Consider the following 12536-nt stretch of genomic DNA (forward strand, 5'->3'; position numbering starts at 1 on the left):
CAGGGACACGACACACACAGCGCTGTTTTAACCAAGGCGCGCGCGCGTGGGGCTAAGCTTGGCGGGTATGGGCGTCCTGTGGCAGGTGCGGTTGTTGTACCAAGGGGCGCGCGTGGGGGGATGCTGCCGCGTGGTTTAGAGCTTGGTTGACAGGTTGAGGGGGGCTCCTGGTTGGGGCTCCCCTTTTTCGATTATGGGATTCGATTGTGGCTCTTGTACTTGTGATAGATGGATTAACCGCCCCAGGGGATGCCCCCTGGGCGCGCTGGTTACCAAATTTACAGCGCCTTGCGCAGGTGGGCAAGCAGGGCACCCTGGCGCTGCCCCAAGGCCGTTTTTTGCCGGAATCTTTGGTGCCGTGGATGGAGCGGCTGGGCATTGGTTATGGGGAGCAGCCCCCCTCGACCGCATGGTTTAGCGCTTATCATGGACGGGCCGCTGAACCTGGGCCGGGTAGCTGGTGCCATTTGGGGTTTACCCATCTGTTTCGTAAGCAGGATGATCTGCGGTTTGTCTCGCCTTCACGCACGGGGCAGAGCCGGGAGGAGATTCAGCAAATCGGTCATTTATTAACCTCCTTTTTGGCCCATGAGGGATGGTCGGTCTGTTATCAAGACCAAGAGGGATTGGTGATCCACACTGAGAGCCCCTGGCAGAGCCGTTCGCTCTCTATGCGGGTGGTGGAGGGGGCTTCGGCGGGGGAGATTATGCCCACTGGTGACGATGGTAAACGCTTGCAAAATTTTAGCATGGCTCTGCAACTGGCGTTGGCTCGCAATCCTGTGAATGAAGCGCGTAAGGCGGCCAATCGGCTGCCTCTGAACACCCCATGGTTTTGGGGGATGGGGGGGGCGCCTGATGCGGCTGCGGCGCAGCGCTGGCAGGGGGCGTGGCTGCTCTCTAGCGATGTGGCGGTATTGGGCATGGGCAAATGGTGTGGCTGGCAGACCAAGGCCTTGCCTGAGGATGAGAGCAACTGGCGCTGGGATCGGGATGTAGAACCCTATCTCAAGCTTGCCCGTGGGGAGGATGTGGTGATGCATTTGCAGGGTCCCGCCATCTATGCCCGCCACGGCATGGACGAGGATCGTAAGCGTCTGATGGCCCTGTGGGATCGCACCCATTTTGTGGCGTTGGAGCGTGCCTTGGCGGCTGCTAAGGTGGATCTGGTGGTGGTAGAAGGTTTCCCCTTGGAAGAGCAGGGCATCGGCACGGTATCCACCGCGAGCCGTTGGTTCTATGCTCCTGCGGGCCGCCTGTTAAGACCGATCCGTTTGTGGAAGAGATGGTTTAATGGGGGTGGAAAACAGGTTAGTTTGCCCTGGTCGAAACTCTACCAGGAGTGGCGCTGATGGGGGCGGCGGCAAAAAGCTCGCTGACGGGTAAACTGTGGACGCTGCGCTGCCAGCCCGATGAGGGGCACAATCGGGTGGTGCAGGCTTTAGGGCTCTCCCACTATTTGGCCCCCTTGCTGGCCAGCCGTAAGCTGTGCGGGGCCGGGGAGACCCGTCAATTTTTGGCCCCGCGTTTAAAGGATTTGGCCGATCCTTATGATCTGCTGGATATGCGCGTTGCGGTAGAGCGTTTGGCTGAGGCGCTGGAGAGGGGTGAAAAGATCGCGGTTTTTGGGGATTATGATGTGGATGGTGCCACTTCATCGGCCCTATTGATGCGCTATTTTCATGAGCTAGGGGTGGCGCTGCGGGTCTATATTCCCAACCGTTTGACCGAGGGGTATGGCCCCAGTGTTGGGGCCATGCGGACCCTAGCCGAGGAGGGTGTCTCGCTGGTTATTACGGTGGATTGTGGGATTACCGCTTTTGAGCCGTTGCAGGAGGCCAAAGCGTTAGGTTTGGCGGTGATCATTACGGACCACCATCAAGCCCGTGAGCAGTTGCCTGAGGCGTTGGCGGTGATCAACCCCAACCGGCAGGATGAGCCCTTTCCCTATAAAGAGCTGGCCGGGGTGGGGGTGGCGTTTTATTTGGTCATGGCGTTAAACCGGTTATTGCGGGAGCGGGGTTGGTTTAACAAAGGCCGTCAAGAGCCGGTATTAAAACCGCTGTTGGATCTCGTAGCGGTGGGCACGGTGGCGGATGTGGCGGGCATGCGCGGTTTAAACCGGGCGTTGGTTACCACAGGCTTGCATGTGCTTTCGGAGCGCAGCAATCCCGGTTTGGCGGCACTCATGCAGGTGGTGGGCATTGGTGAAGAGGTTAAAGAGCTTACCAGTACCCATATTGGTTTTCAATTAGGGCCACGGCTTAATGCGGGGGGGCGTTTGGGGCAGGGGGCGTTGGGGTATCAACTGCTCTCCTGTCATGATCAGGCCCAGGCATTGCCCATTGCCCAAACCCTGGATGCCTCGAATAAAGAGCGGCAGGAGATTGAGCGCACCCTGCTTAAACAGGCGATGGATCAAGTGGAGGCGGAGAATCAGCCCATTTTGCGGCGGGGCTTGGTGGTGGCGGGTGAGGGGTGGCATGCGGGGGTGATTGGCATTGTGGCCTCGCGCCTGTGTGACAAATACAGCAAACCCGCCTTGGTGATTGCCATTGATGCCGAAACCGGCGTGGGTAAAGGGTCGGGGCGTTCGATCCCGGGTATAAATCTATTGGCGGCCATCGAGGCGGGGGCGGCTCATCTGGAACATTTTGGTGGGCATAAGGTGGCGGCTGGGTTGACCATTCAACGGGAGAAAATCCCAGCCTTTATGGAGGCTTTTGAGGATCATCTTACCCGCCACTATCAGGCCTCGGCCTTTTTCCCCCGTTTAACGGTGGATGCGGAGCTGCCGCTGGATGAGTTGGATTTTGCGGTGGCTCGGCAGATTCAATCGTTTAGCCCGTTTGGGCCGGGTAATCCAGAGCCGATTTTTATTCTGCCCAGGGTTTCGTTGCGGGGGATTAAGGTGCTCAAGGAGCGCCATCTGGCCATGAGCATTGTCTGCCCACGCACCCACCAACAGATTGAGGCCATCGGCTTTCGCATGGCCCCTGGTCCCATTGTGGATGCCATTCAAGCGGGGGATGTGGCTGTATGGGATGTGGCAGGCAAGCTCACCATTGAAACCTGGCGAGGGCGGGAGAAGATGAAACTGCAACTCTCCGACGTGCGGGCTGCGGGGTGAGGTTGCGGTTGAGAGTGCTTTAGCCGCTGTGCCCAGCCACCACTTTGCTTGCAAGCCAGTAAAAAGGGCCAGCGATCTCTCGCTGGCCCTTTAAATAGGGTAACCCCCGTCGGTTTTGTTAACCCATGTTTAACATTTCTCTACCGAATTTAGGCATGTTTGGCCTATTGATATATTTTAACATATTGATTTATATGTACTCACAAATTCAAACATGTTTTGTAGTGCCATAATAAATTATTATGTCTTGCGCCACCATGGTGCTTTTGGTATCATTCCGAGTATGTATATACGACGCACACAAACCCGCAATACAGCCACAGGCGAATCTTACTACACGCATCGCCTGGTTCAATCCCTTCGTGTCGGCACGAAGGTCAGGCAGGTGACACTCTTGAATCTTGGCCGTCATTTCGCCATAGGCCAGAATCACTGGCCCACCTTGTGTTCACGTATCGATCAACTGCTAAGCCCTCAGAAGACACTGATTTCTCTTGATTGTCCTTCGCAAGTGGAGCGGGAGGCCCAGCGTATTGTCGCGCAATTGTTGACCCGTCAGCCGGAAGCAATCCCGTCTGCCAAGGAGACGGAAACCGGCCTTTCCCCAGAGGATGTGCAAACAGTATTGGTGGACTCTCTTGAAATGAGCCGCCCCCGGAGTGTGGGGGTGGAGCAGGTGGGACTATGGGCCATGGGTAAGGCAGGGTTTACAGAACTGTTGGCCGATGTCGGACTAACCGGCCCTCAGCGAGCCGCAGCCATCGGCGCCATTATTGGACGCATGGCCGCACCTGGTTCCGAACGGGCGCTGCATAGATGGCTCAGCGCCCAAAGCGGCCTAGGGGAGTTGCTTGATGTGGACTTCGAGACCATGAGCCTGATGCAATTTTACCGAGTTTCAGACCTATTGATCAGAAACCGCGAGGCTATCGAAAACAGATTGTTTTCCAAGATTAACGATCTATTCAACCTGCCGGGCACCGTCACCTTATACGATTTGACCAATACCTATTTTGAGGGAGAGGCAGAAGGAAACAGCAAAGCTCAGCGGGGGCGCTCAAAGGAGAAGCGTTGCGACTCTCCCCTGTTGACCTTGGGTCTGGTACTCGACGGTAGCGGGTTTGTGCGCCGTTCGCAGATTTTCCCCGGCAATGTCTCCGAAGGGAGCACCCTGGAAGGGATGCTCAAAGGCTTGAATGCTCCCAATGGTGCCTTGGTGGTTATGGATCGGGGGGTAGCCACTGAGGCCAATCTTGTCTGGTTACGCGACAAAGGCTATCGTTATCTGGTGGTCAGCCGAGAACGCGAGCGGCAATTCGATTTCAACGGTGCTGCATGTATCGAAACGGCCGCAAAGGAACAGATCCACATCCAAAAAGTTCTCAGCGACGATGGCCAGGAGGTGAGGCTTTACTGTCATTCCCAACGCCGTGCGGAAAAGGAAAAGGGGATCTCCCGGCGTTTTGCCGAGCGCTTTGAAGCCGGTCTGACTAAGCTCTCCGAGGGGCTTTCCAAGCCCCGCACCACAAAGAATATCGATAAACTTTGGGAGCGCATTGGACGGCTGAAAGAAAAAAATCGTGGTATAGGCCAGCACTACCACATCGAAATCATCCCGGACGACAGTGGTTTGCAGGCCCAAGCCATCCATTGGAAACAAAAACCGCTCGATGGCACCTCGCTGACCCACCCTGGGGTCTACTGCCTGCGTAGCAACGAGACCGGCTGGGATGAGGAGCGCTTATGGCGCACCTACATCACCCTCACGGATCTGGAATCGGTGTTTCGCTCTCTCAAATCGGAATTGGGCTTGCGTCCACTCTTCCATCGGAAAGAGGAACGCAGCGATGGTCATCTGTTTATCACCGTGCTGACCTACCAGATCGTACAGATAATACGTCAACAATTGGCGGAAAAAGGTATCCACGGTCGCTGGAGCACGCTGCGAGACATCCTCTCCAGCCAGTGCCGGATTACCGCTTCATTTCGACGACCCGATGGACATTCCTTGCAGGTGCGCAAAGCCACCAGACCTGAGCCTGAACAACAGAAAATCTTCCAGGCGCTTGGAATCCATGCAAACCCAGGCGGGGTGAAAAAGATGGTCGTCTGAGCACATTTTCCAAAGAATGCACAGTTTGTAGTGCCACTCGAAAAAAATACACATCGTAAGATTCTGTATTTTAAGATCTTCTACAATAGCCTGTTAAACATGGGTTAAGCTTCGCTGGTCTCTTCGCTGGTTTTTTCGGCTTTTTCCACCTCGTGGCTGTCCTCCACCAAAATGGCCAGCTCATTGGCCGCCTCAACCGCCGATACATGCACCGCACCACCATGCACCAACTTGCCAAACAGCAGCTCATCGGAGAGGGGCTTTCTGAGCTCCTGCTGAATGGCGCGCTCCATGGGACGGGCACCATGTTTTTTATCGTAGCCCTTTTTCGCCAACAGATGACGCGCCGAATCATCCACAAACAGGGCAACCCCCTTCTCTTCCAACTGGGTTTCCAAACGGACCAAAAACTTATCCACCACCCGCAAAATGGTCTCCCGATTGAGTTGCACAAACGGAATAATGGCATCCAGTCGGTTGCGGAACTCTGGGGCGAAAGTTTGGTTAATCGCCTTCATATCATCCCCAACATGGGTCTGGGTAACAAACCCCACCGAGGCCCGCTCCAGATCCGAAGCCCCCGCATTGGTGGTCATAATCAGCACCACATTGCGAAAATCTGCCTGACGGCCATTGTTGTCCGTCAGCTTGCCGTGGTCCATTACCTGAAGCAGAATATTAAAGACATCGGGATGGGCCTTCTCAATCTCATCCAGCAGCAGCACCGAATGGGGATTTTTCGTCACCGCATCGGTTAGCAGTCCACCCTGCTCAAAACCCACATAACCTGGGGGGGCTCCAATGAGGCGCGATACCGCATGACGCTCCATATACTCAGACATGTCAAAGCGGATCAGCTCAACCCCCATCTCGGCGGCAAGCAGCCGGGCCAGCTCTGTTTTACCAACCCCCGTGGGACCCGCAAACAAAAAGCTGCCAATGGGTTTTTCTGGATTTCCCAAGCCAGAGCGATTGAGCTTAATGGCCTCGCAGGTTTTATCAATAGCCCCATCTTGACCAAACAGGGAGAGGCGCAAATTTTTGTCCAAATTGCGCAATACCTGACGGTCATCCTTGCTCACCGAGCGGGTGGGAATGCGGGCCATCAAGGCCACTACCTGTTCAATCTCCTTAACGCCAATGGATTTTTTGCGTTTGGAGAGGGGCAATAACTGACTAGCTGCCCCCGCTTCATCAATCACATCAATGGCCGAATCAGGGTGTTTGCGGTCATTAATATGGCGGGCCGATAACTCCGCAGCGGTTTGCAGGGCCTGATTGGTAAAACGCACACCATGGTGATCCTCAAAACGTATCTTTAAACCTTTGAGAATTTTAATGGTTTCTTCAAGTGAAGGCTCAAGCACATCCACCTTTTGAAAACGTCGGGCCAAAGCACGATCCTGTTCAAAGATGGTGCGGTACTCCTCAAAGGTGGTGGAGCCAATACAGCGAAGCTCGCCATTTTGCAGCATAGGCTTGAGCAGATTGGAGGCATCCATGGTGCTGCCACTGGTGGCACCGGCTCCAATCACCGTATGGATCTCATCAATAAACAGTACCGACTTGGGGCGCTCTTTTAAGGCGCGTAGTACATTTTTAAGGCGGGATTCAAAATCACCCCGGTATTTGGTGCCCGCCAGTAGACTGCCCATATCCAGCGAAAACACCTCGGCATCGGCCAGGATTTCAGGTACCTCACCATTGACAATTTTGAGCGCCAAACCCTCGGCCAAGTGGGTTTTACCCACGCCTGCATCCCCCACATACAGGGGATTGTTTTTGCGGCGCCGACAGAGGATTTGCAGGGTGCGGCGGATCTCATTTTCCCGCCCGATCAGGGGGTCAATTTTACCCTCTTGCGCGCGGATATTTAGGTTGACCGTATAAGCGGCCAAGGGGTCATCCTTCTCCTTGTTGCCTGCCCCGGCCGCACTACCCTCGTGGGCGTGGCCATGCTCGCCTGCGCCTGTCGCCTCGCTCTCGCCACCGTGGGCGATCATGGATTGTACATCCAGCTTATTGATGTTCTGTTTGGCTAAAAAGTAGACCGCATGGGCATCTTTTTCATTAAACATGGCTACCAGCACATAGGCCCCCGTCACCATGTCGCGGCCAGAGGATTGCACTTGCTGCACAGCCCGTTGAATAACCCGCTGAAAAGCGATGGTGGGCGTAATGTCAGCAATGGATGGCGCCGCGTCAGCCGACAGGGGAATATGCTGCTCCAAATGTTCCGCAAGTTCCATGTTTAACTGCTGCATATCACAGCCGCAGGGGATTAAAATATCCACCACTTCAGGATTATCCAGCAGAGCAAGTAGAAGATGTTCCAGCGTAGCAAATTGATGGCGCCGTGCGTGGGCCAACTGCAACGCTTTGTTTAGGGAGGTTTCCAGATGTTTGCTTATCATAAGATATCCCCTGTATAGGCCAACCCGTTCCATCGAGTGGCTAAGCTAAGTAGGTGGGGAGATGGGTAGAGGCAAGCGTTACCTCTTAACCTGTGGCTGGAGTTTGCAAAATGAATCTACCGCCATGTCCTGGTGGACCAGGATCAACTGGGTTCCATGCGGCATTTTAACGGGTGGCCATTGGTCCGGGCATGCTGATGCACTTGAGCCACCTTGGTCTCTGCAATCTCCCGCGGGTAAGTCCCGCAAACGCCCACCCCCTCGTGGTGAATGTTGAGCATAATTTGTGTCGCCTGCTCCGCTGTTTTGCGGAAAAAGTGCATCAACAGCTCTACCACGAACTCCATTGGCGTAAAGTCGTCATTAAGTAAGACGACGCGATACATGGGAGGTTCCCGAACGACCACATCTAAATGTACGGCTACCGATGTGTCATGGTCAATATTGTGGTCACTCATGGTCGGTCCTGAACAATTCCCAGACATCAAATGCCTCACACCAAAACCCTCTCACCGTCCGGCTCAATCCACTCCCCCGGCACAGTGACACGAGAGTACTCAGCCTAGAGATTAAAAGAGCTTTCTTTATTTGTAAACCGTAGCTATCACGACGGTGGTTTGAAAAAAGGTCAGACGACGAAACGCCGCAGGCTCGCACAACGGAGATAGAGCCTGCGGTCTCTGCCTAAATTAGTTATTTTCCCCCTCACCCCAGCTCTGGTTGACATAGAGGCGGGGATTGTGGAAGGCCTTGGCAGGGGGCATTTTGCGCCCTTCCATACCCGGCTTGGGGGGTTCGGGCTCGGGGGCGTCCAGACCCTCTTTGGCGGCTTCCATAAAAAAGTTTTGCATGGGGGTGTGGCTTAATAGGCCGTCCAAAATGGCTTGGCTAAGGGGTGCGTAACCCAGAATGTTTAAAATTTCGCGCTCGCTGCACTGCACAAAGCCTTGGCCCACCATTTTTTTCTTGGGGTCGGTGCTGCCCTCGCGAATCTCCACGCGAAACTTGGCAATGCCCTTGCCGGCCTGCTGGGGATACTCCCAGCCATGCAGATGCACGCTAATGGCCAATCGGGGCACATCCTCATATCCCTCATACAGGGTTTCCATGATCGTGGTCTTGTTATTAAAGTAGATTTCCATGCTCACTCTTCTCTCTTGGGCAGCAGGGCCAAGGTAGCCTGCTTCACTTGTTCAGCCCATGCGCCTGGCGTGGGTGGGTACCCTAAGCGCTCCTGGGGTTAACGTTTATTCCGGGCCGCTTGTAGCAGCGCTTCAGCATTTTCCCGAGCCGAATCGGTAATGGTATCACCGGCCAGCATGCGGGCCAACTCCTCGACCTGGGCGGTGGCCTCTAAGCGCACCATCTGGGTGTGGGTGCGCCCCTTCTCCATCACCTTCTCCACCCGGTAGTGTACATGCCCATAAGCCGCTACCTGGGGTAGGTGGGTGATGGAAAAGACCTGACGATTGGCCGCCGCCACCCGCTCCAACTTGGAACCAATGGCCGCCGCCACGCGACCACCCACCCCGACATCCACCTCGTCAAAAATGAGGGTGGGCACCGTCACCGCATCCGCCAGCACGGTTTTAAGAGCCAGCATCAGACGCGCAAGTTCCCCACCCGAGGCAACTTGGCGCAGGGGCTTCAAGGGCTCGCCGGGGTTGGCGCTCACTAAAAATTCAGCCTCCTCCATGCCCCGGCTATGCAGATCCTCGGCTTGACGGGGGGTAAAGGAGACCGCAAAACGGGTGCCGCTCATATAGAGATCTTGCAGTTGTTTCTCAACCTCACGGGCCAGGGTGTCCGACGCCCGACGCCGCCCTTTGCTCAACTGAGCGGCCTCCTGCAAATAGCGTTTTTTAGCAGACGCCACCGCTTGCAAGAGGGTGCTCTCGCCTTCGTCCAGGCGATCCAGAGCATCCAGCTCTTCCCGCCACTGGGCAACCAGCGCTTCCAGTTCATCGGGCTCGCGGCGATGCTTGCGGGCCAGCCGTTTAATCACCTCCAACCGCTCTTCCAACTCTTGCAAGGCCAAGGGGTCGGTCTCTAGGCTGTTTTCATAGTGGCGGACCCGCTCGGCGGCATCCTCCAACTCATACTGAGCCGAACGAATCGCTTGCGCCACCGCCTCCAAATCTGGATCCATGCGCATGGCACTCTCCAGCATATTGGCCGCCCCCCCGGCGGTACTGATGGCGGCATATTCCGACTCGGAGAGCAGTTGCAACGCCCCTTGGGCCGCTTCAGCCAAGCGGCCAGCATGGGCCAGACGGGTGCGTTGATGTTCCAACTCCTGCTCCTCACCGGGGTAGACCCCAGCGGTCTCCAGCTCTTCGAGTTGGAAAGAGAGAAAAGCGCGGCGTTCGGCGGCATCCCTGCCTTTTTCCCGGAGCTGCTCCAGGGCTTTATGGCTCTCATACCAACTGCGGTAGAGGGTTTTGACCTGTTGAGCGTGGGGCTGCTGTTCGCCAAAGGCGTCCAAAATATCCAGATGCCCACGGGGGTGGACCAAAGATTGATGGTCATGTTGACCATGGATATCTACCAATAACGCACCCAACTCTGCCAGGGTGGTGACGGGCACGGGGGTTTCGTTGATGTAGGCTTTACCCCGGCCTTTGCTGCTGATAACACGGCGTAGGTAGATGCCCTCATCCTCCCGATCCAGATCCTGTGCTTGCAACCAATCCCAGGCTGGATGTTGAGCCGGGGGGATGAAATAGCCCGACACCATGGCTCGCTCAGAGCCGGTACGGATCAAGCCAGCATCGGCCCGTTCCCCTAAGATCAAGCCCAGGGAGTCCAGGATAATGGATTTTCCTGCCCCGGTTTCGCCGGTAATCACCGAAAGGCCGGGGCCAAACTCCAGCTCTAGGCGTTCAATGAGGGCGACATGCTCAATGGTGAGTTGACGTAACATGGTTTAGCGATCATCAGCTGGACGCAGTGAGAGATCCCGCTTGGTGCCAACGGTTTCGGCCCAATGCAGTTTTTTACGTAAGATATCATAGTAGTTGCGGTCTGGGGAGTGGATGACCCGCAAAGAGCGATCCGATTTGCGAATAACAATCTCATCGCCATCCAGCAAGGGTACTCCGGTCTGCCCATCCAGGGTGAGCAGGCGGTCGGGTTCGTTTTGGGTTAAACGAAAGCTGATTTGACCGTCGCCGGGCACCGCAATGGGGCGGTTGCTGAGGGTGTGGGGGCAGATGGGGTTGATAATGATGGTGTCCAGCCGGGGATGGATAATCGGGCCCCCCGCCGACAGCGAGTAACCCGTTGAGCCGGTGGGGGTGGCCACAATCAGGCCATCGGCGCGGCTGGTAAAGACGTGTTGACCGTTGATGGAGACCTGAAACTCCATCATACGGGCCAGATGCCCCTTGTGGGCCACCACATCATTGAGCACATGGTGACTGAGCACCTCGCCACTTTCGCGGCGGATAAAGGCGGTGAGCATCATGCGGTCTTCCACGTTGTAGTGACCGGCAAACACCTCTTTAAGGTTGTCATACATCTCGTCATAGCTAACTTCGGTAAGAAAGCCCAAACGGCCCATATTTACCCCCAGGACCGGCACTTTCCAACGCAGCACATCGCGGGCGGCACCAATAAAGGTGCCGTCGCCCCCCAGTACAATCACCAAATCTTGCCCCTCGCCAATATCCTCAAGGGGTTTGATGGCCGCCAGCTTTGGGCTGATATTGGCCGCTTTGGCGGCCTCGGCGGTGACGGTTACTCGGCGATGCTGTTTGTTGAGCCACTCGGTCAACTCACTGGTGGCCCGAATGGCCATGGGATCCGAGAGTTTGGTGACCAGACCAATGCTGTTCATAATATGTCCTATTTTTTTAGATCGCCGCAGGCGATACGTCCGCCGAGATCCAGCATAAATTGGTGCGCCACACGGCCACTACGGGCGCCACGGGTGCGTGACCAGCATAGCGCCTCGCGGTGCAAAGTGGATTCATCAATCTCCAACTGTAGCCGTTTCGCGGTGCTGCTTACAACATCCAGATAGGTTTGTTGATCAAATGGGTGAAATCCCAGCCACAAACCAAAGCGATCGGATAGGCTTATGCGCTCTTCATGGCTCTCTTGTGGGTGCATCTCCTGGCTAGGCTGGGGGCCATGGTCGGCAAAATGTTTGGGCATAAGATGCCGCCGGTTGGAGGTGGCGTAGATTAACAGATTATCGGGTTTGGCCTCTAGCCCCCCCTCTAAAATGGCTTTTAACGTTTTATAAGAGACCTCACTCTCCTCAAAGGAGAGGTCGTCGCAAAAGAGAATAAAACGATAGGGCAGGGGGCGGATCTGGGTTAGGAGTTGGGGTAGATGGTTAAGATCCTCCTTTTGGATCTCGATAAGCCGCAATCCCTGGGGGGCAAAGGCATTGCCCAAGGCCTTGACCAGCGAGGATTTACCGGTGCCCCGGCTGCCCCAGAGCAGCGCATGGTTGGCGCCATGTCCTTGCACAAACTGCTGGGTGTTGCGGGTTAAAATCTCTTTAATGCGGTCAATGCCATAGAGATGTTCCAGCTTGATGGGGTCGCTATGGTTAACCGCTAACCAACGAAAACCCCCATGGGGCTTGCTTTGCCAGCGATAGGCCGGGTTGTGGGCCAGGATGCCCATATCGGGTGGGGGATCATCTTCCCCCCGGCGTAGAAAGCGTTCCAAGGCAGCCAGCATACGGTTCAAGCGGCGCTGTAGGGCGATGGGTTGCGTATTCATGGAGAATCCTGGTCTTTTCGTAAAGAGGGGGCTTTTGCCCAGGGTGGAAATCCCCTATTATGGAGAACTCTGTGGATGTTGCGCAAGACAAGCAAACATTCGCGCCCTATTCCTATGCCCAAGCGGTGGTTTTGTACCATCC

At 55.6% G+C, this 12536-nt stretch carries 9 protein-coding genes; 3 read left to right on the forward strand and 6 right to left on the reverse strand.

Annotation, left to right across the window (positions count from 1 at the left end; genetic code table 11):
- The first annotated feature begins 206 nt into the window (after positions 1–206).
- The 3 genes from MMC1_RS08960 (at position 207) to MMC1_RS08970 (ending at position 5243) form a co-directional block, all read left to right on the forward strand.
- The gene (locus tag MMC1_RS08960; protein WP_011713413.1) at positions 207–1352 is read left to right on the forward strand and encodes a hypothetical protein; all 1146 of its coding nucleotides are present in this window, start codon (positions 207–209) and stop codon (positions 1350–1352) included.
- Positions 1352–3130, forward strand: coding sequence for a single-stranded-DNA-specific exonuclease RecJ (recJ, locus tag MMC1_RS08965; RefSeq protein ID WP_011713414.1), 1779 nt, complete (start codon positions 1352–1354; stop codon positions 3128–3130). Before MMC1_RS08960 ends, recJ begins: the two co-directional genes overlap by 1 nt.
- A 283-nt stretch (positions 3131–3413) precedes the next feature.
- A complete protein-coding gene (locus MMC1_RS08970; protein ID WP_041642167.1) occupies positions 3414–5243 on the forward strand; it encodes an IS1634 family transposase in 1830 nt (609 codons plus the stop codon).
- A gap of 104 nt (positions 5244–5347) precedes the next feature.
- Here MMC1_RS08970 and clpA read toward each other — a convergent pair whose 3' ends face one another.
- From clpA to MMC1_RS09000, 6 genes are all read right to left on the reverse strand, one after another.
- On the reverse strand, positions 5348–7657 hold the full coding sequence (clpA, locus tag MMC1_RS08975) for an ATP-dependent Clp protease ATP-binding subunit ClpA (RefSeq protein WP_011713415.1): 2310 nt from the start codon (positions 7655–7657) through the stop codon (positions 5348–5350).
- 143 nt (positions 7658–7800) lie between these two features.
- Entirely contained in the window at positions 7801–8115 is a 315-nt protein-coding gene (clpS, locus tag MMC1_RS08980; RefSeq protein WP_041641083.1) for an ATP-dependent Clp protease adapter ClpS, read from the reverse strand.
- Positions 8116–8346: 231 nt separating this feature from the next.
- Entirely contained in the window at positions 8347–8799 is a 453-nt protein-coding gene (locus tag MMC1_RS08985) for a hypothetical protein (RefSeq protein ID WP_011713417.1), read from the reverse strand.
- Between the two features lie 98 nt (positions 8800–8897).
- Positions 8898–10580: a DNA repair protein RecN gene (gene recN / locus MMC1_RS08990; protein WP_011713418.1), complete on the reverse strand. Its 1683-nt coding sequence runs from the start codon at positions 10578–10580 to the stop codon at positions 8898–8900.
- A gap of 3 nt (positions 10581–10583) precedes the next feature.
- Positions 10584–11495: an NAD(+)/NADH kinase gene (locus tag MMC1_RS08995; protein ID WP_011713419.1), complete on the reverse strand. Its 912-nt coding sequence runs from the start codon at positions 11493–11495 to the stop codon at positions 10584–10586.
- Between the two features lie 8 nt (positions 11496–11503).
- Positions 11504–12394, reverse strand: a complete 891-nt coding sequence (locus tag MMC1_RS09000) for an ATP-binding protein (RefSeq protein WP_011713420.1) — start codon at positions 12392–12394, stop codon at positions 11504–11506.
- Between the last annotated feature and the right edge of the window lie 142 nt (positions 12395–12536).

Source organism: Magnetococcus marinus MC-1 (assembly GCF_000014865.1).
Classification (GTDB): Bacteria; Pseudomonadota; Magnetococcia; order Magnetococcales; family Magnetococcaceae; genus Magnetococcus; species Magnetococcus marinus.

What these genes read in the sequence shown, in the direction of transcription:
- recJ (WP_011713414.1), top strand. Translation starts at nt 1,352, where the DNA reads ATGGGGGCGGCGGCAAAAAGCTCGCTGACGGGTAAACTGTGGACGCTG.
- clpA (WP_011713415.1), bottom strand. Translation starts at nt 7,657, where the DNA reads ATGATAAGCAAACATCTGGAAACCTCCCTAAACAAAGCGTTGCAGTTG.
- recN (WP_011713418.1), bottom strand. Translation starts at nt 10,580, where the DNA reads ATGTTACGTCAACTCACCATTGAGCATGTCGCCCTCATTGAACGCCTA.
- MMC1_RS08995 (WP_011713419.1), bottom strand. Translation starts at nt 11,495, where the DNA reads ATGAACAGCATTGGTCTGGTCACCAAACTCTCGGATCCCATGGCCATT.
- MMC1_RS09000 (WP_011713420.1), bottom strand. Translation starts at nt 12,394, where the DNA reads ATGAATACGCAACCCATCGCCCTACAGCGCCGCTTGAACCGTATGCTG.
- MMC1_RS08985 (WP_011713417.1), bottom strand. Translation starts at nt 8,799, where the DNA reads ATGGAAATCTACTTTAATAACAAGACCACGATCATGGAAACCCTGTAT.
- clpS (WP_041641083.1), bottom strand. Translation starts at nt 8,115, where the DNA reads ATGAGTGACCACAATATTGACCATGACACATCGGTAGCCGTACATTTA.
- MMC1_RS08970 (WP_041642167.1), top strand. Translation starts at nt 3,414, where the DNA reads ATGTATATACGACGCACACAAACCCGCAATACAGCCACAGGCGAATCT.